We start from the raw sequence: 17,914 nt of genomic DNA, 5'->3' as shown, positions 1-17,914 counted from the left end.
GTCACAAGCAGGGCTGAAAGTGCATGGGGTTGGCCTATGCACGCGCACTACCGCGTGCGCCCTCGCCGCTTTTATCATGAGGTTTAACGTGGCCAGTTCTTCTTATCTGTTTACCTCGGAATCTGTTTCCGAGGGCCATCCCGACAAAATCTGCGATCAGGTATCGGACGCCATCGTCGATGCGTTTTTCGCCATTGATCCCTATTCACGCGTTGCGCTTGAAACGCTCGCAACCACCAACCGGCTGGTGCTGGCGGGTGAAGTGCGCGGCCCGGCAGAGATCGATACTGCCAAAATGGAAGAGATCGCGCGCGGCGTGGTCAAGCGCATCGGCTATGAGCAGGAGGGCTTTCACTGGAAAACCCTCGAGTTGTGCTGCCATGTGCATGAGCAATCGGCCCATATTGCACAAGGCGTCGATGCCAATGGCAACAAGGATGAAGGGGCGGGCGATCAGGGCATCATGTTCGGCTATGCCGTCAATGAAACGCCCGAGTTGATGCCGGCGCCAATCCAGTATGCGCACAAAATTCTGAAAAACATGGCCGAGGCCCGCCATTCTGGCGCAGTCAAGGTCTTTGGCCCCGATGCCAAAAGCCAGGTCACGCTTCGGTATGAGAACGGCAGGCCGGTCGGCGCGACCTCGGTTGTGGTTTCGACCCAGCATGTCGAGGACATTTCCCAGGACGAGGTGCGCGAACTGGTGCGCCCCTTTGTCGAGGACGTGCTGCCAAAGGGGTGGATGCCGCCCGAAGACGAATTTTACGTCAATCCGACAGGCGCATTTGTCATCGGTGGCCCCGATGGCGATGCGGGCCTGACCGGCCGCAAGATCATCGTGGATACCTATGGCGGTGCCGCGCCGCATGGCGGCGGTGCCTTTTCAGGCAAGGACCCCACCAAGGTTGACCGCTCGGCAGCCTATGCCGCACGCTATCTGGCCAAGAACGTTGTGGCCGCCGGTCTGGCGGAAAAATGCGTTATTCAGTTGTCCTACGCGATTGGTGTTTCCAAGCCGCTTTCGATCTTTGTCGATACGTTCGGTACCGGCACGGTCGATGAGGATAAGCTCGGCATCGTATTGCAAAAAGTCATGGACTTGTCCCCGCGCGGCATTCGCGAGCATCTCAAACTCAATCAGCCGATTTATGAGCGCACGGCAGCCTATGGCCATTTCGGGCGCGAACCCGATGCGGCTGGCGGCTTTTCCTGGGAGCTCACCGATCTTGCCCATGACATCAAGGCGGAACTGACCTAGCAGCCAGGTCCCGGCACTTGCATTGTGTTTGGTAATGACGATAAAGCGCGGCATCACCTGCTGCGCTTTATGTTTTTCAAAGAGATTGCCTGCCAACCATGACCCGAAAATCCATCCCGCAAGATCCGCGTGGACCGCGCGCCTTTTTCGGACGCCGGGCAGGCAAGACGTTGCACAAGGGCCAGCAGGCCTTGTTCGATACGCTTTTGCCCGAACTCGAAGTCGATATTTCCGAGCCGGTCGATCCCAAGGTGCTGTTCGCTGAAGCAAAGCGCATCCATCTTGAAATCGGCTATGGCGGGGGCGAGCATCTGGCGCGCATTGCAGGCGAAAATCCGCAAGATGGCTTTATCGGCTGTGAGGTCTTTACCGGCGGTATCGGCAAACTGCTCGAAGCGATTGAAGAGCAGGGGCTCAACAATATCCGGCTTTTCCCCGATGACGTCATCAAGCTCCTGGCGGTGATGCCCGATGCGTCGATCGATTGCCTTTACGTGCTTTATCCCGACCCTTGGCCCAAGCTGCGTCACCACAAGCGGCGCCTGGTCCAGTTCGCCATGCTTGAGCAATTTGCCCGCGTGCTCAAGCCCGGTGGCATTTTCCGCTTTGCCACCGACATTGAAGACTACGCCAACTGGACACTGGCCCATATCCTGCGCACGCCGCACTTTACATGGCCGCTCTGCGCCCCGGGCGCCTGGCACGCCCCCTATCCAGGCTGGCAGGCTACCCGCTATGAGCAAAAGGCCCGCCGCCAGGGCCGTATGAAGAGCTTTTATTTCGAGTTCTTGCGTTCGGTCCAAACCCGCGCTATATGAGGCGCAACAATCTCGGATCAAATGAGAGAGTGGGTGCCAACCGGCCCCGCTCTTTTTTATTACCTTTCTATCGGATGGCCCATGAGCGGAAACGCAAAGCGCTACATTCGCGAAACGCCGCTGGAGGCCCGGATCGCCGCTATCGTCGAGCCGGTTGCCGAGAGTCTCGGCTATGATCTCGTGCGCATTCGCATCACCCAGGACAATGGCTGCACCCTGCAGATCATGTGCGAGGACGAGAACGGGCAGTTCACGATCTCCGATTGTGAAACCCTGCATCGCGATCTCAATCCCGTGCTCGATCTTGAAGACCCGATCGACCGGGAATATCATCTGGAAATCTCTTCGCCCGGCGTCGACCGCCCCTTGGTGCGCTCGCGTGACTTTGCTGCCTGGGCGGGGCACGAAGCCAAGGTCGAATTGGCCGATCTGATCGATGGCCGCAAGCGGTTCCGCGGTGAGATCGTCGGGGCCGACGATGAGACATTCTCGATCCGGCTACCCGATGCCCCCAAGGGCGAAGACCCGGTGCATGTATTGCCACTCTCCGCCTTGGCCGATGCCAAGCTGGTAATGACCGACAAATTGCTCGATGCCGCCCGCAAGGCGCAGGAAGCCAACCCTGATTTCGACGATCAGGACACCGAGATCGAAACGATTTACGACGAAGCGGACGCCGGGGATGGCGCCGATTCGCAGAGCAACTAGGGAGTTCCCAATATGGCCGTCTCAGCCAACAGGTTAGAGCTTTTGCAGATTGCAGATGCCGTCGCGCGCGAAAAGTCGATCGACCGGATGATCGTGATCGAAGCAATGGAAGAAGCCATTCAGCGCGCCGCGAAGGCCCGTTACGGTGCGGAAACCGAAGTCAAGGCCGAGATCAATCCCAAATCGGGCGAGCTGCGTTTGTGGCGCCTGCTTGAGGTCGTCGAAACGGTTGAGGAATATGGCCGCCAGATCGGGCTCGAAGACGCCAAGGCGAAAAACGAGGCCGCCAAGCTCGGCGACTATGTGACCGAACCCCTCCCGCCCATCGAATTTGGCCGCATCGCCGCCCAGTCGGCAAAGCAGGTGATCGTCCAGAAGGTGCGCGACGCTGAACGCGACCGCATGTATGAAGAATATGTCGACCGCATGGGCGAGATCGTCAACGGCTCGGTCAAGCGCGTCGAATATGGCAATGTGATCGTCGATCTGGGGCGCGGCGAGGCCATCATCCGCCGTGATGAATTGATCCCGCGTGAGCAGTTCCGCTATGGCGACCGCGTGCGCGCCTATATCTATGACGTGCGCCGCGAACAGCGCGGGCCGCAGATTTTCCTCTCGCGCACCCATCCTCAGTTCATGGCCAAGCTGTTCCAGCAGGAAGTGCCCGAAATCTACGATGGCATCATCACCATCCGCTCGATTGCCCGTGATCCGGGTTCGCGCGCCAAGATCGCCGTAACCTCGACCGATTCCTCGATCGATCCCGTCGGCGCCTGCGTCGGTATGCGCGGCAGCCGCGTTCAGGCCGTTGTCGGTGAACTCCAGGGCGAAAAGATCGACATTATTCCCTGGACCAATAACATCGCCGATCTCGTGGTTTCGGCTCTTCAGCCGGCAGACGTTGCCAAGGTCGTGCTCGACGAGCAGGCCGAGCGCGTTGAAGTTGTCGTACCCGACGAGCAGCTTTCGCTCGCCATCGGCCGCCGTGGTCAGAACGTGCGTCTTGCTAGCCAGCTTATCGGCTGGGATATCGACATTCTGACCGAGCAGGAAGAATCCGAGCGTCGCCAGAAGGAATTCACTGAGCGCACCGATCTGTTCATGCAGGCTCTTGACGTTGACGAGATGGTTGCCCAGCTATTGGCGTCCGAAGGCTTCTCCTCAATTGAGGAACTGGCCTATGTGGATTTGGGCGAAATCGCTTCGATTGGCGGGTTTGACGAAGAAACCGCTGCCGAAATCCAGAATCGTGCCACCGAATATCTCGATGCGCTCGAACGTGAATTGGACGAAGAGCGTCAGGCGCTCGGCGTTGAAGACGCGCTCTATGACATTGGCGGGCTGAATGCCGCGATGCTGGTTGCGCTTGGCAAGGACAACGTCAAGACGCTTGAGGATTTCGCCGGCTGTGTCGCCGACGACCTGATCGGCTGGTCCGAGCGCAAGGACGGCGAAACCAAGCGGTTCGACGGCGCGCTTTCGGCCTTCCCGATCTCGCGTCAGGAAGCGGAAGACATGATTATGGCGGCCCGGCTCAAGATGGGCTGGATAACCGAGGATGATCTTCCCGCGGCTGAAATTGTCGACGAGGCAGAGCACGATCTCGAACCCGAGGCAGAAACGGCTCAGTAAGGGACGGCCTCAATTGGGACGCGGAAAGGCGATAGACAGAACCTGCGCGCTCACGCGGGAAGAAAAACCCGCGTCAGAGCTTATAAGGTTCGCGCTGTCACCGGACGGCGTTCTGGCGCCCGATGTGGACGGAAAAGCCCCCGGTCGCGGCGTCTGGATCAGCCTGTCTTTTGCCGCCGTCGAGGAAGCTGCGCGCAAGAAAGTGTTTGCGCGTAGCCTTAAGACGCAAATCAAGGTGCCCGATGATCTTGCGTTCTTGACCAAGACGCGGTTAGAACAGCGCCTTACGGGTACGCTCGGGCTTGCGCGCAAGGCCGGAGCCCTGATAACGGGCGCGGCCAAGGTTTCTGCGTTGGTGGAAAATGGTGGGGCTGCGGCGCTGATAACCGCAAGCGACGCTGCCCCCGATAGCCGAAGAAAAATGCTTCAGGCTGTGCGCCGGTCCGGCAAAGAGGCGGAACTGGCGCATATAGAATCTCTCTCGTCGGACCAATTGGGTTTGGCATTGGGGCTCGAAAATGTGATACATGCTGCGCTCGTGCCGGGAGCAGCAGCGAATTCGGTGATCGAAAGGGCCCAGAGACTGGCGCTTTTCATCGCCACAGAGAGAAAAGAAGACGACACCATATGACAGACAAGGACAAGAACAGCGACAATTCTGGCTCCGGGAAAAAGACCCTGAGCCTTAAGGGCGCGCCCAATGTTGGCGCTCGGCCCGGCGTGTCGCGTTCATCACGCACTGTCGTTGTTGAAAAGCGTACGCGCCGGGTTGGCGCTCCGGGCGCACCCGGTGCTGGCGCGCCCTCAGGGGCGCCAGGCGGTGGCGGACGCCCGCAAGGCGGCAATCGCCCCGGTGGACGGCCCCAGGGCGGCGCGCCGCGTTCGGGCGGTGCCCCCTCAACATCGCTGACGCAGAACGAGGCTCAGGCCCGCGAACGCGCCTTGCGCGAAGCGGCCGCCCGCGCCGAGGAAGATCGCATCAAGGCCGAAGAAGAAGCCCGCCGCCATGCTGAAATCGACGCCCGCCGCAAGGCCGAGCGCGAGGAAGCGGAGCGTCAGGTCGCGCTTGAGGCTGAGCGCAAGGCGCAGGAAGCTGAAGCGGAAAAACAAAAGGACGAACTTGACGAAATCGTGCCCGTAAAGGCCGGTCAGGCGCGTCCCAAGCCCGCTCATAAGCCATCGCCCAAGGCAGCTATGCAGCCCGATATGCCCCCGCCGCCACCTCCGGGTGAGGGCGAGGACGATCGCGTGCGCCGCCGCGCGGCCCCGGCGCCCAAGGCTCTTGTGGACAAGGACGAGCTTGAGCGCGCCAAGCGCAATGCTGCGCCCAAGCCAAGCGCAACACCGGCGCGCCGCGATAGCAATTCGCGCGGTCGTCTGAACGTCAATTCTGCGCTCGACGAGAATGATCGCCGCCCGTCACTGGCAGCAATGCGGCGCCGGCAGAACAAGAAGATGGGCAAGACCGCAAAGGTCGCCCAGCCCAAGCTCAGCCGCGAAGTCACGATCCCTGAAGCCATTACTGTTGGTGAGTTGGCCAACCGCATGGCCGAGCGCGCCGTTGACGTTATCAAGCTTTTGATGGCCCAGGGCCAGATGCTCAAGATCAACGACGTCATCGATGCCGATAGCGCTGAACTGATTGCGACCGAGTTGGGCCATACGGTCAAGCGGGTTGCTGAAAGCGATGTGGAAGAAGGCCTGTTCGACGATGTGGCAAAGGACGATGCTGCAGACTCTGTTTCGCGCCCGCCGGTCGTGACCATCATGGGGCACGTCGACCACGGCAAGACCTCGCTGCTCGACGCGATCCGTGAAGCCAATGTGGTTTCCACCGAAGCCGGTGGCATCACCCAGCATATCGGTGCCTATCAGGTCGAAAAGAACGGCCAGAAGATCACCTTCCTCGATACGCCGGGCCACGAAGCCTTTACCGCGATGCGTGCCCGTGGCGCGCAGGCGACCGACATCGCCATTCTGGTTGTCGCCGCCGACGACGCGGTGATGCCTCAGACCATCGAATCCATCAAGCACGCCAAGGCGGCCGGGGTTCCGATGATCGTGGCGATCAACAAGATCGACAAGCCGGGCGCCGATCCTCAGAAGGTGCGGACCGACCTGCTCCAGCATGAAGTCTTTGTTGAATCGATGGGCGGTGAAGTGCTCGACGTGGAAGTCTCCGCGCTCAAAAAGACCAATCTCGACGGTCTGCTTGAAGCGGTTCTGCTCCAGTCCGAAGTGCTTGAGCTTAAGGCGCCCGAAAAGGGTTCGGCCCAGGGCCTCGTCATTGAATCCAAGCTCGACAAGGGCCGTGGTGCGGTTGCGACTGTTCTGGTTCAGCGCGGCACGCTCAATGTCGGTGACATCGTTGTCGCCGGTAACGAATGGGCCAAGGTCCGCGCGCTGATCGACGATAAGGGCGTGCAGGTCAAATCCGCCGGTCCTTCGACACCTGTTGAAGTGCTTGGCTTTTCGGGCGTGCCCGATGCGGGCGATCGCTTTGCCGTCGTTGAAAGCGAGGCGCGCGCGCGTGAAATTACCGAATACCGCCAGCGCGTCATTCGCGAAAAGACCGCCGGTGGAGGTGCAACCAGCCTCGAGCAGATGATGAACCAGCTCAAGGCCTCCGGCATCGCAAAGTTCCCGCTGGTTATCAAGGGCGACGTGCAGGGATCGGTCGAAGCGATCGTTACCGCGCTCAATAAGCTCTCGACCGACGAAGTTTCGGCTCAGATCCTGTATTCAGGCGTTGGCGGGATCACCGAGTCGGATGTGACGCTGGCAACTGCGTCCAAGGCGGTCATCATCGGGTTTAATGTGCGCGCCAACAAGCAGGCGGCCGAATTGGCCCAGCGCGAAGGCATCGAAGTCCGCTATTACAACATCATCTACGACCTGATCGACGACGTTAAGGGCGTGATGAGCGGCATGCTGGCGCCGGAAGTGCGCGAAACCTTCATCGGCAATGCCGAGATCCTGGAAGTGTTCAACATCTCCAAGGTCGGCAAGGTTGCAGGTTGCCGCGTGACCGAGGGCATGGTGGAGCGCGGTGCTGGCGTTCGCCTGATCCGCGACAACGTGGTTATTCACGAAGGCAGGCTCTCGACGCTCAAGCGCTTCAAGGACGAGGTCAAGGAAGTGCCCATGGGGCAGGAATGCGGCATGGCGTTCGAGAAATACGAAGACATGCGCGCAGGCGATGTCATCGAATGCTATCGCGTGGAAAAGATCGAGCGCACGCTTTAAGCGTAATCGCATCGGCAAGAAGTCAAAGGGCGCCTGCGAGGCGCCCTTTTTGCGTTCTTTTGAACGGTTCAGGTTCTCGGATTTTTTTGTGCAGTGAGCCGCATGAAGGAGAGCCGTTTGGGCAACTTCGGCAGATGACGAAGCTGAACTATGCACATTTCATGGATTAGAGCTGTGCCACTCCGGCATGTGCGGTATCAAGCAAGGCAACAAGCGTTGAATGTTCCTGTGTAGCGGAAAAGCGCTCGCCCTTTTCGGTGACAAGGGTTGGCACCCCTCTGATACCCAGCTTTGCCGCTCGACCGATATCGGCACGAACAGAATCGCTGAATTCATCGGTCGCCAACAGGCTCTTTACCTCCTCACGATTCAGCCCTGCTTCGCCAGCAATTGCAATCAGCACCTCATGGTCGGCAATGTTCAGGCCTTCGACGTGATAAGCGCGAAACACAAGTTCGTTCAGCGGTTCCGACAATGCTTGGCTCTTTGCAAGATGGCTCACCCTGTGCGCATCGAAGGTGTTGACCGGGAGCGCCCGTTCGAGATCGATGTGCAGACCTTCGTCCCGCCCTGCTGAGACGATTCGCTCAAGCCTGGCTTCAGCTTCGCCCGGTTCGGGGTACCAGCCGCGCATGGCCTGAGCTGCAGTCTGTGTGGGTAGGGTGCTGGCATCTGGATCGAGCTGATAGCTGCGCCACACGATAGCAACGCGGCGTACTGAGGGGAGAGCAGCGTGCGCTTTTTCCAGCTTGCGATGGCCTATATAGCACCACGGGCAAAGGAAATCGGAATAGATCTCGACGCTCATTGCGCGGCGTCCGATGGCAGAACCTCGACAACCGGCCGGAACGTGTTGCGCGACCCTTGGGTGGAAAGTTTCGCGAAGGCTTCCTCCAAAGCCGCAATACGGCCTTTGCCGTCAGATTCGCGCTCAAATGCGTGGAAGGCATCCTCACTCTGCCATTCCACAATGGCACGTACGATCGTTCCGTCAGTGCTGGCAAGAAAGCGCGCCGAAACGAATCCGCGATATGGTGCGACCCAATCCCTTTGAATCTGGGCGAAGGCCTGTGCAATGCCCGACTGGGCCTCAGCGGACGCGGCTGTGTAGTCGATGATTGAGTAAAACGGGGTGGCTGATGGCACGCGGAATCCTTTCTCTCAGTCAGATAAAGACTTGAGTGTGCGTTCGGTTATGGGCTTACTATATGAAAGCCCACATTGTGGACAAGAACGCACTTTGAAGTAGGGACCTGACCTTATGAGCACAAAGCGAAAGGCCGATGATCGTGGCCCGTTGAAGGCCGATTGCCTGTGGCGCGATGTTTTCAACCATGTGACCAGCCGTTGGGGCTTTTTGATACTCATAGCGCTTGCCGATGGCCCAATGCGATTTTATGTGCTGCGCAACAGAGTCGAGGGGATAAGCGAGAAAATGCTTTCGCAGACCCTGAAATCACTGATGCGCCACGGGCTGATTAGCAGGCATGTGCAAGATTCGATCCCGCCGCAGGTTACCTACGCGCTGACGGATATGGGGCATGAGATTGCCGAGCGGCTCGACAGTGTATCCAATTGGATCGGCGACCATGTTGCGGAGATTGCACGGATGCAAACACAGTTCGATCAAGGACCGAACTGAACGTATTTGATTGTGCCGTAACGATCACCCGTCTCGCAAAGCGCCAGATTACGCCCCGCTTACATCAGCCGCAGCACCGTTTGCTTGAGCTTTTCAAGGTCCTGATCGCGGCTCAGCCGGTGATCGCCGTCGGGGATCAGGGTGAAGGTCACGGGGTCGGAAATCAGGTGGCTCACGAGTTTGAGCGCGTGGGCGGGCGGCACGTCGGTATCCTGTCCGCCCTGCAGAATCGATACCGGGCAATGGGTGCGGATCGGGCTGCCGAACAGCAGATGATTGTCGCCATCCTCGATCAGCGCGCGGGTGAGGATATAGGGCTCGTCCGAATAATCGGAGGGCTGTTCGACCCGACCCTTTTCCCAAAGATCGGCAAGTTCAGAGTCGGTGAAGGTGTCGCGCATCAGATCGCGCGTCATGTCGGTGGCCGGGGCAATCAAAACGAGGGCGCGTACGCGGTCTATGCCTTGCGCGCGCAGGGCGCGATTGACGAGCAGCGCCAGCCAGCCGCCCATCGACGAGCCGATAACGATCTGCTCGCCTTCTGTCCGGGCAAAGACCGCGAGCGCTTCTTCGAGCCAGCGCGAAATCGTGCCCTCAAGAAATACCCCGCCTGAAAGCCCGTGGCCCGAATAGTCGAACCGGGTGACGCCCAGCCCTTGCTCGGCCCCGAAACTGTCGAGAGCCTGTGCCTTGGAGCCGGCCATGTCCGATTTAAAGCCGCCAAGCCAGAAAAGGCCGGGCGCCTTGCCCTTGCGCGCGATCATTGCGATCTCGCGGGCCTGATCTCCAGAGCCAATCGTAATAGCTTTGGTCGGTTCGGTCATGGGCTATCCTTGTGTTTGCTGTTCGCGGTCTAGCGCGATGGGGCGGTCAGGACAAGAGTTGAGGGGAACAGTAGGCCGATTGCATCGTTTGCCTGTTGACTTTAGACCCGATTACCAAGATTTTAAGGCGCGTCTGCGACCCAGACGTTCCGGAAATGTTTGCAAAGGAATAAAACCCATTCGTCGCCCGATGAGACCCGTGCAGCCCCAGAAAGATGGGCCGCGCTCGAACAATGAAATTACCGTACCTGAAGTCCAGCTAATCGACGCTGAAGGCAACAATGTAGGCGCCGTGCGCACCAGTGAAGCCATCGCAATGGCCATGGATGCCGGGATGGACCTTGTGGAGATTGCTCCGAACTCGAACCCGCCGGTGTGCAAGATCCTGGATCTGGGCAAATATAAATATGCCGCTCAGAAAAAGGCTGCCGAAGCACGCAAGAAGCAGAAGGTAATCGAGGTCAAGGAGATCAAGCTCAGGCCCAATATCGATAGCCACGACTATGAAGTCAAAATGCGCTCGGTGGAAAAATTCCTCGGCGAAGGTGACAAGGTAAAGGTCACCATGCGCTTTCGCGGCCGCGAAATGGCACACCAGAATATCGGTCTCGAGCTTTTGCTCAAGGTCAGGGACCAGTTCGAGGAAGTCGCCAAGGTGGAATCCAATCCGCGGGCCGAAGGCCGCCAGATGGTCATGGTCCTCGCGCCGCGCTGATCGTGTGCTGAGCCCATCGGCAGGAAATGTTAGAAGGTGGTCCGTTTGGGCCACCTTTTGCTTTTGTGGAACTGCGTACGCTTGCCAAGTGCTCAAACTTTAATCGTTTACACAAAATGATGTAGCCAAAGGCAATAATTGACGATCATTCGCGGTCGAATTGAGGATTCGTTAAGCGAAGCCGGGTTTTATGAAGCCTTGTATCGGTTCCAGGGGGACGGAGCAGGATCATGATCTCGCGTTTGAGTGTCGCGCAGCGGATATATGCCGGATTTGGCGCAATGCTGGCCCTTCTGGCTGCCATTGTTGCCTTTGCCTATCTCGGGGTGAGCGGTTTGGGGGCAACATTTGGCGATTACCGCCAGGCCGCCCGCCAGACGGTCGCCATCGCCAATTTTGCAGATGACCTTGCTGCGGCCCGGATGGCCGATCTCGATTACCGGCTGGAAACCTCAAGTGAAAAGGCCCAAGCGCTGGCTGCCCGCATAGCCGCCCTCCAGGCCAACGATACCGAAATCTCGGCGCTCTTTGCCGACGACCCGGAGGCTCAGGCGGCGCTGGTCGAATTTGCCCAATCGGCACAGGCCTATCAGGACGCCTTCGATACCATGAGCGCGTATCAGGACAGGATCGATGCGATCACGGCGGAGCTTGCCCAGGTTGGCAGCACCCTGCGCACCGATGCAAATGGCGCGCTGCAGGCCGTCAGCGGCAATTTCAACGCCACCGGCTCGGCGGGCTTTGCCGTGCAGGGCACGATCTTGACCCAGTTCGATGTCGAGCGCTTCCTTTTGACCAACGATCCGGCATGGCTCGAGAGCGCGGACGCCCACGCCGCCAATGCCGCAACGCGGCTGACCCAGCTTCATGACGCCGTGATTTCCAACAGCCAGAAGGCGACCGCCAATCGTATGATCGGCAATCTCGAAACCTATATGGCGTTGGCCCGTGATGCGGAGGCGGCAATCGTTGCGCGCAACGCTGTGATGACGGGCGAACTCGACGTGCTTGGCCCCCAGATGCAGCAGGCCTTTGGGGCCATGCTGGACAATGTGAGGGCCCGTCAGGATGCGCTGGGCCCTGTTGGGGTGGCAACGGCAGAGCGCACGCTTGCAGGCGTTTTGGGCGCGGGCATTCTGGCTCTTGCTATCGGGGCGCTGATGGCGGTGCTGATCGGGCGCGGCCTCTCGCGGGCCATCAGCACGATTGCAGGGCGGATGCGGGCGCTGGCCAATGGCGATCTCGATGTCGCTCTGGACGAAAAGCAGCGTCACGAAATCGGCCAAATGGTGGAAGCGCTGATGGTTTTCCGCGACAATGGCAAGGCCATGCAGGCCATGGACGCCGAAAAACAGGCGGCCCAGGCGCGTGAGGCGGCCGAGCAGTCTGCGCGCATGGCCCTGCAGGCCGATGTGCGTCGCGCCGTATCGGCCGCGATTGCGGGCGACTTCTCGGTCCGCATCGACACCGGCTACGACGATCCCGATCTCGCGGGGCTTGCCGGAAACCTCAACGCGCTTATGGAAAATGTCGACCGTGGCATTGGGGAAACAGCGTCCGTGCTTTCGGCCATGGCTTCACTCGATTTGCGGGCGCGCATTGGCGGCGACTATCAAGGCGCGTTTGCCCGGCTCAAAGCCGATACCAACGCTATGGCCGATGCCTTTGGCGCGATTGTCGAACGGCTGCAGGCGACCTCGGGCAGCCTGAAACTGGCCACCGGAGAAATCCTGTCGGGCGCCAACGATCTGTCCGGGCGCACGACTCGACAGGCGGCAACGATTGAAGAAACGTCGGCCGCTATGGAGCAATTGGCAGCCACAGTCTCCGACAATGCTCACAAGGCGGACGATGCCTTTGGCAAAACCCGCGCCGCCGCCGAACTGGCGGAAACGGGCGGTGTGGTGATGGGGGAAACAACCGAGGCGATGATGAGAATCACGACCTCCTCGGCCAAAGTGTCCGACATCATCAAGATGATCGATGACATCGCCTTCCAGACCAATCTTTTAGCGCTCAACGCTTCGGTGGAAGCGGCACGCGCTGGCGAAGCAGGCAAGGGCTTTGCGGTGGTCGCCATCGAGGTGCGGCGTCTGGCACAATCGGCCGCGCAAGCGTCTTCTGAGGTCAAGGTGCTGATCGAGCAATCGGCCAGTGAAGTCGATGGCGGCACACGCCTTGTGGCCCAGGCCGCCGAAACCCTGCGCGGAATCCGCGAGGCAGTGATCGAAAACGCTGCGCTGATGCAGGATATTTCCAAAGCCAGCCGTGAGCAGGCCGACGCTATCGCCGATGTGGGCGGTTCGGTGCGGGTGCTTGATGAAATGACCCAGCACAACGCCGCGCTTGTCGAGGAAATCAACGCATCCATCGCCCAGTCCGAAGCGCAGGCCGGTGAGCTTGACGCCATCGTTGCCGGCTTCACTATCGCCGGCAATGCCGCAGCAGATATGGACGCATGGGTCGAGGATCCCGATAATCCCTTGCGCGCCGTCTCCTGATCGGCCAATAAAGAACTTAGGGAAAAGGCGCGCGACCCTTGTGCGCCTTTTGCGATTGGCAGGTCCGATTTGCCCTTGCCAATCGGGTGCTACCCCCCTATAAACCCCACTTTCTGCGGGCCGCCCGGCCAAAAGGCATGCCGTGGCGGTCTTGGAATGCAAAAGGAACGCGGTTCTCTTCAAAACCGTGCTCCGTACAATAAGGAAAAAGCAAAATGCCAAAGATGAAGACCAAGTCGGGCGCCAAGAAGCGCTTCAAGGTAACGGCCACCGGTAAGGTGCTCGCAGGCCCAGCAGGCAAGCGTCACCGTCTGATCAGCCACAACGCAAAGTACATCCGCTCCAATCGCGGCACTTCGGTCCTTTCGGATCAGGATGCCAAGATTGTCAAGAAGTACATGCCCTACGACCGCTGATAAGGAAGAGCCGATATGTCACGCGTTAAGAGAGGCGTTACCGCCCACGCCCGCCACAAGAAAGTTATCAAGGCTGCCAAAGGTTACTATGGCCGCCGTTCGACCACCTATCGCGCCGCCGTTCAGGCTGTCGAGAAGGCCGGTCAATATGCCTATCGCGACCGCAAGGTAAAGAAGCGCAATTTCCGCGCGCTCTGGATCCAGCGCATCAATGCAGCCGCTCGCGATCACGGCCTTACATATGGTCGATTTATCGAAGGCCTCAGCAAGGCTGAGGTCGCTGTGGACCGCAAGGTTCTTGCCGATCTGGCTGTTCGCGAGCCAGCAGCTTTTGCTGCGCTCGTTGAAAAGGCCAAGGGCGCACTCGCCTATCTCGGCGAGCTCGAAGCAACGACCCACGGACGCATCAGCGCCTGATTTTTCAGCGCTTACGCTCCGTATAAGCCTTTCTGAGGCCAGAATTAAAGCCTTGCGCTGCCCATTAGGGGTGGCGCAGGGCTTTTTCGTTTGTTACCGCTTCGCCTGAAATTTTCCCAATCCTTTGCTTCCGGAACAATATCCAAGATGTCCGCCAGCCTTACAGAACTCTCGGCCACGCTCTCCCAGGAAATCGCCGCGGCCTCCGATGACGCTGCGCTCGAACAGGTCCGCGTCTCCGCGCTCGGCAAAAAAGGGTCGATTTCCGCTCTGCTTGCCGGGCTCGGCAAGATGAGCCCTGAAGAGCGCAAGGAACAGGGTCCCGCCATCAACGGACTTAAAAACGACATAGCGGCCAAGATCGAAGCCCGCCGCTCCGAACTCAGAGCCGTGGCGCTCGAAAAGCGCCTTGCCAGCGAAAAGCTCGACGTTACACTTCCTTTGCGTCCCGCGCCCACGGCAACCGGACGCATTCATCCGGTGTCCCAGGTGATCGACGAGATCACCGCGATCTTTTCCGATATGGGCTTTGCCATTGCCGAAGGTCCCGACATCGAGACCGATTATTACAATTTCACCGCGCTCAACTTCCCCGAAGGCCATCCGGCGCGTGAAATGCACGATACGTTCTTTTTCAACGCCGATGAAAAGGGCGAGCGCAAGCTGTTGCGCACCCATACCTCGCCGGTCCAGATCCGCACGATGGAAAATCAGGAGCCGCCCATTCGCGTCGTAATGCCGGGCCGCACCTATCGCAACGACAGTGACCAGACCCATACCCCGATGTTCCATCAGGTCGAAGGGTTGGTGATCGACAAACAGAGCCATATCGGGCAGCTCCGTTGGGTGCTGGAAGAGTTTTTGAAGGCATTTTTCGAGGTGGAAAGCGTTACCCTGCGCTTCCGCCCATCGTTCTTTCCCTTCACCGAGCCCTCGATGGAAGTCGATGTGCAATGCGACCGCTCCGGCAATGAAGTGAAAATCGGGCAAGGCAGCGACTGGCTGGAAATCCTCGGCTGCGGCATGGTGCATCCCAATGTTATCCGGGCCGGTGGGCTTGATCCCGATATTTATCAGGGCTTTGCCTGGGGCATGGGGATCGACCGCATTGCCATGCTCAAATATGGCATGCCGGACCTGCGCGCCTTCTTTGATGCCGACCAGCGCTGGATCGAGCACTACGGCTTCCGGCCGCTCGATCTGCCGACGCTGTTTGGCGGGCTTTCAAGCTGATTTCAAACCGGTATTCATGCGCGCTGAAATCGGCGCGAGACAACGCGATCAAGAAGTAGCAAAGCAATGAAATTCACGATTGAATGGCTCAAGGAGCATCTTGAGACCGACGCAACAAATGCCGAGATCATCGATACGCTCACCATGATTGGTCTTGAGGTTGAGGAGGTCATCGATCAGGGTGCGCGGCTGAAAGACTTTGTGGTTGCCCATGTGGTCAGCGCCGAACAGCATCCCAATGCGGACAAGCTGCGCGTGTGCAAGGTGGATGCGGGAACGGGCGAGTTGATCGATGTTGTGTGCGGCGCACCCAATGCGCGCACCGGCATGAAGGCGGTGTTCGCGCCGGTCGGCACTTACATTCCCGGCTCCGGCTTTACGCTCGGCAAGGGCAATATCCGGGGCCAGGCGTCAAACGGCATGCTGTGCTCGGGTCGCGAGCTGGAAATTTCCGACGACCATAACGGCATTATCGAATTGCCCGAAGATGCGCCGGTCGGCATATCCTATCCCGACTATGCGGGCATGAACGATGTGGTGATCGATGTTGCGATCACGCCCAATCGCGGCGATTGCGCGGGCGTGCGCGGCATTGCCCGTGATCTGGCCGCCACCGGGATCGGAAATTTCAAGGATCCTGTGATAAAGCCAGTTCCTTCCGATGCTGGTCCGAGCCCTATTCCGCCGCTTCCCCATCGCTTTTCCGAAGGCGAGCCCAAAGCGATCCGCAAATTCGCAGGGCGCTTGATCAAGGGGGTGAAAAACGGTCCTTCGCCGCAATGGCTGCAAGACAGGTTGCGCGCGGTCGGCTTGCGCCCGATCAACAGGCTGGCCGACATCACCAATCTGATTTCGATGGGATGGGGGCGACCGCTGCACGCCTATGATGCGGACAAGCTGGTTGGCGAGATACATCTGCGCAACGCCAGGTCCGGCGAGCGGCTCGAAGGGCTGGATGACAAGACGCACAGCCTCGACGAAACTATGTGCGTGATCGCCGACGACAGCGGCCCACTTTGCCTTGGGGGCATTCTGGGCGGCGAACCGTCATCGTGTACCGATGAGACGGTCAACATCTTCATGGAATGCGCGTCATGGGACCCCGAGCTGATTGCCCAGACCGGGCGCAAGACAGGGATCGTTTCGGATGCGCGCTATCGGCTTGAGCGCAGCGTCGATCCCCAGCTTACCGAGCCGGGCCTTGAACTGGCAACCAAATGGGTCATCGATCTGTGTGGCGGACAGGCATGCGAACCGGTCATCTCGGGCGAAGATGTCATTCCCGAACCCGTCATCGATTTCCCCTTGCATGAAGTCACCCGGCTTACGGGCCTCAAGCTCGGCCTGCCGGAAATCAAGACAGTTCTGTCCCGGCTTGGCTTCTGGGTGTCCGGTTCGGGCGATTTCGTCAAGGTGGCTGTGCCCTCGTGGCGGCCCGACGTAACGATCAAGGCCGATCTTGTCGAAGAAGTCATGCGCATTGTGGGCGTCAACCGCGTGCCGGTCGAGCCGCTGCCGCGCCTTTCGGGCGTGGCGCCAAAAATGCTGACCCCGATCCAGAACCGGCGCCGGCTGACCCGGCGTACGCTGGCAACGCGCGGCATGAATGAGGCCGTGACCTGGTCGTTCATCTCATCGGAACTGGCGGAAAAATTCGGCGGCGGGCAGGCAGAACTCAAGCTCGCCAATGCCATCGCTTCAGACATGACCGACATGCGGCCCTCGCTTTTGCCGGGGCTGCTGGCGGCGGCAACGCGCAACCAGAATCGTGGGCTATCCGATGTGGCGCTGTTTGAAGTCGGGCAGGTTTTCGTTTCCGATGCCCCCGATGGCCAGCGCAACCACGCGACCGGTATCCGTACCGGTACGGCAGGCATCGGTGGCGCCGGGCGGCATTGGCAGGGCAAGGGCGAAAAGGTCGGTGTTTATGACGCCAAGGCCGATCTCGGCGCCGCACTCGATGCGTTTGGGGTCGATATCGATAAGGTGCAGGTGGTTGCCGAACCGGCGGACTGGAGCCATCCAGGCCGCGGCGGCCGCGTGCAGCTTGGCCCCAAGGTCATCCTCGGCTGGTTCGGTGAACTCCATCCGGCCTTAGTCGTCGATTTCGATCTCGACGGTCCGGTTGCGGCCTTCGTGATCGATCTCGATGCGATCCCCGAGCCGCGCAGGAAAGCAACCCGCGCCAAGCCTGCGCTCGATATTTCCTCGCTGATGGCGGTACATCGCGATTTCGCCTTCGTGATGGACAAGAATGTGGAAGCGGCCAACCTTCTCAAGGCCGCACGCGCTGCCGACAAGGCGCTTGTTGCCGATGTGACGGTCTTTGACGTTTTTGAAGGCGCTCATGTGGGCGAAGGCAAGAAGTCGGTGGCAATTGAAGTGACTCTGCAGCCGCGCGACAAGACCCTGACCGATGAGGACATCGAGGCGGTGTCGTCAAAGATCGTCGCGGCGGTGGAAAAGGCAACCGGGGGCACGCTGCGCGGCTGATCGAACCGACA

Annotated in this window: 16 protein-coding genes; 13 read left to right on the top strand and 3 right to left on the bottom strand. The window is 59.5% G+C overall.

What is annotated here, in order from left to right; all coding sequences use genetic code 11:
* The first annotated feature begins 88 nt into the window (after positions 1-88).
* The 6 genes from metK to infB all read left to right on the top strand — a co-directional run bounded on the left by metK (position 89) and on the right by infB (position 7,662).
* Positions 89-1,258 carry a methionine adenosyltransferase gene (metK, locus tag EO133_RS13090; protein ID WP_127073102.1) on the top strand — a complete coding sequence of 390 codons (1,170 nt, stop codon included), beginning with the start codon at positions 89-91 and terminating at the stop codon, positions 1,256-1,258.
* 98 nt (positions 1,259-1,356) lie between these two features.
* Positions 1,357-2,076 carry a tRNA (guanosine(46)-N7)-methyltransferase TrmB gene (trmB, locus tag EO133_RS13085; protein ID WP_127073101.1) on the top strand — a complete coding sequence of 240 codons (720 nt, stop codon included), beginning with the start codon at positions 1,357-1,359 and terminating at the stop codon, positions 2,074-2,076.
* Positions 2,077-2,157: 81 nt separating this feature from the next.
* Entirely contained in the window at positions 2,158-2,784 is a 627-nt protein-coding gene (rimP, locus tag EO133_RS13080) for a ribosome maturation factor RimP (RefSeq protein WP_127073100.1), read from the top strand.
* Positions 2,785-2,796: 12 nt separating this feature from the next.
* Positions 2,797-4,416 carry a transcription termination factor NusA gene (gene nusA, locus EO133_RS13075; RefSeq protein WP_127073099.1) on the top strand — a complete coding sequence of 540 codons (1,620 nt, stop codon included), beginning with the start codon at positions 2,797-2,799 and terminating at the stop codon, positions 4,414-4,416.
* Between the two features lie 13 nt (positions 4,417-4,429).
* Positions 4,430-5,047, top strand: a complete 618-nt coding sequence (locus tag EO133_RS13070; RefSeq protein ID WP_164735005.1) for an RNA-binding protein — start codon at positions 4,430-4,432, stop codon at positions 5,045-5,047.
* Complete coding sequence (infB, locus tag EO133_RS13065; protein ID WP_127073097.1) at positions 5,044-7,662, top strand: translation initiation factor IF-2; 2,619 nt, start codon at positions 5,044-5,046, stop codon at positions 7,660-7,662. Before EO133_RS13070 ends, infB begins: the two co-directional genes overlap by 4 nt.
* Positions 7,663-7,828: 166 nt before the next feature.
* On the opposite strand, the gene EO133_RS13060 is transcribed toward infB, so the two are convergent.
* Positions 7,829-8,470 (bottom strand): DsbA family oxidoreductase, encoded by a 642-nt coding sequence (locus EO133_RS13060; protein ID WP_127073096.1) that lies wholly within the window; start codon positions 8,468-8,470, stop codon positions 7,829-7,831.
* A complete protein-coding gene (locus EO133_RS13055) occupies positions 8,467-8,808 on the bottom strand; it encodes an antibiotic biosynthesis monooxygenase (protein ID WP_127073095.1) in 342 nt (113 codons plus the stop codon). Before EO133_RS13055 ends, EO133_RS13060 begins: the two co-directional genes overlap by 4 nt.
* A gap of 115 nt (positions 8,809-8,923) precedes the next feature.
* Here EO133_RS13055 and EO133_RS13050 point away from each other — a divergent pair, with 115 nt between their 5' ends.
* Positions 8,924-9,304 carry a winged helix-turn-helix transcriptional regulator gene (locus EO133_RS13050; RefSeq protein ID WP_127073094.1) on the top strand — a complete coding sequence of 127 codons (381 nt, stop codon included), beginning with the start codon at positions 8,924-8,926 and terminating at the stop codon, positions 9,302-9,304.
* 59 nt (positions 9,305-9,363) lie between these two features.
* Here EO133_RS13050 and EO133_RS13045 read toward each other — a convergent pair whose 3' ends face one another.
* A complete protein-coding gene (locus tag EO133_RS13045) occupies positions 9,364-10,128 on the bottom strand; it encodes an alpha/beta hydrolase (RefSeq protein ID WP_127073093.1) in 765 nt (254 codons plus the stop codon).
* 178 nt (positions 10,129-10,306) lie between these two features.
* On the opposite strand from EO133_RS13045, the gene infC reads away from it, so the two are divergent.
* The 6 genes from infC to pheT all read left to right on the top strand — a co-directional run bounded on the left by infC (position 10,307) and on the right by pheT (position 17,903).
* A complete protein-coding gene (infC, locus tag EO133_RS13040) occupies positions 10,307-10,843 on the top strand; it encodes a translation initiation factor IF-3 (protein WP_188681855.1) in 537 nt (178 codons plus the stop codon).
* Positions 10,844-11,073: 230 nt separating this feature from the next.
* A complete protein-coding gene (locus EO133_RS13035) occupies positions 11,074-13,344 on the top strand; it encodes a methyl-accepting chemotaxis protein (protein WP_127073091.1) in 2,271 nt (756 codons plus the stop codon).
* 215 nt (positions 13,345-13,559) lie between these two features.
* Positions 13,560-13,760, top strand: coding sequence for a 50S ribosomal protein L35 (gene rpmI / locus EO133_RS13030; RefSeq protein ID WP_127073090.1), 201 nt, complete (start codon positions 13,560-13,562; stop codon positions 13,758-13,760).
* Positions 13,761-13,775: 15 nt separating this feature from the next.
* The gene (gene rplT / locus EO133_RS13025; RefSeq protein WP_127073089.1) at positions 13,776-14,177 is read left to right on the top strand and encodes a 50S ribosomal protein L20; all 402 of its coding nucleotides are present in this window, start codon (positions 13,776-13,778) and stop codon (positions 14,175-14,177) included.
* A 147-nt stretch (positions 14,178-14,324) separates the two neighbouring features.
* Entirely contained in the window at positions 14,325-15,410 is a 1,086-nt protein-coding gene (gene pheS / locus EO133_RS13020; protein ID WP_127073088.1) for a phenylalanine--tRNA ligase subunit alpha, read from the top strand.
* Between the two features lie 66 nt (positions 15,411-15,476).
* On the top strand, positions 15,477-17,903 hold the full coding sequence (gene pheT, locus EO133_RS13015) for a phenylalanine--tRNA ligase subunit beta (protein ID WP_127073087.1): 2,427 nt from the start codon (positions 15,477-15,479) through the stop codon (positions 17,901-17,903).
* Positions 17,904-17,914 lie beyond the last annotated feature (11 nt).

Origin of the sequence: Pelagibacterium lentulum, from assembly GCF_003992625.1 — a bacterium.
GTDB lineage: Bacteria > Pseudomonadota > Alphaproteobacteria > Rhizobiales > Devosiaceae > Pelagibacterium > Pelagibacterium lentulum.
Note: the sequence above shows the minus strand (reverse complement) of the source record. Positions and strands in the feature narration are given on the sequence as shown.

Bases quoted from the DNA above. Each gene is read 5' to 3' on its own strand.
- trmB (WP_127073101.1), top strand. From the start codon at position 1,357: ATGACCCGAAAATCCATCCCGCAAGATCCGCGTGGACCGCGCGCCTTT.
- rimP (WP_127073100.1), top strand. From the start codon at position 2,158: ATGAGCGGAAACGCAAAGCGCTACATTCGCGAAACGCCGCTGGAGGCC.
- nusA (WP_127073099.1), top strand. From the start codon at position 2,797: ATGGCCGTCTCAGCCAACAGGTTAGAGCTTTTGCAGATTGCAGATGCC.
- infB (WP_127073097.1), top strand. From the start codon at position 5,044: ATGACAGACAAGGACAAGAACAGCGACAATTCTGGCTCCGGGAAAAAG.
- EO133_RS13060 (WP_127073096.1), bottom strand. From the start codon at position 8,470: ATGAGCGTCGAGATCTATTCCGATTTCCTTTGCCCGTGGTGCTATATA.
- EO133_RS13050 (WP_127073094.1), top strand. From the start codon at position 8,924: ATGAGCACAAAGCGAAAGGCCGATGATCGTGGCCCGTTGAAGGCCGAT.
- EO133_RS13045 (WP_127073093.1), bottom strand. From the start codon at position 10,128: ATGACCGAACCGACCAAAGCTATTACGATTGGCTCTGGAGATCAGGCC.
- EO133_RS13035 (WP_127073091.1), top strand. From the start codon at position 11,074: ATGATCTCGCGTTTGAGTGTCGCGCAGCGGATATATGCCGGATTTGGC.
- rpmI (WP_127073090.1), top strand. From the start codon at position 13,560: ATGCCAAAGATGAAGACCAAGTCGGGCGCCAAGAAGCGCTTCAAGGTA.
- rplT (WP_127073089.1), top strand. From the start codon at position 13,776: ATGTCACGCGTTAAGAGAGGCGTTACCGCCCACGCCCGCCACAAGAAA.
- pheS (WP_127073088.1), top strand. From the start codon at position 14,325: ATGTCCGCCAGCCTTACAGAACTCTCGGCCACGCTCTCCCAGGAAATC.
- pheT (WP_127073087.1), top strand. From the start codon at position 15,477: ATGAAATTCACGATTGAATGGCTCAAGGAGCATCTTGAGACCGACGCA.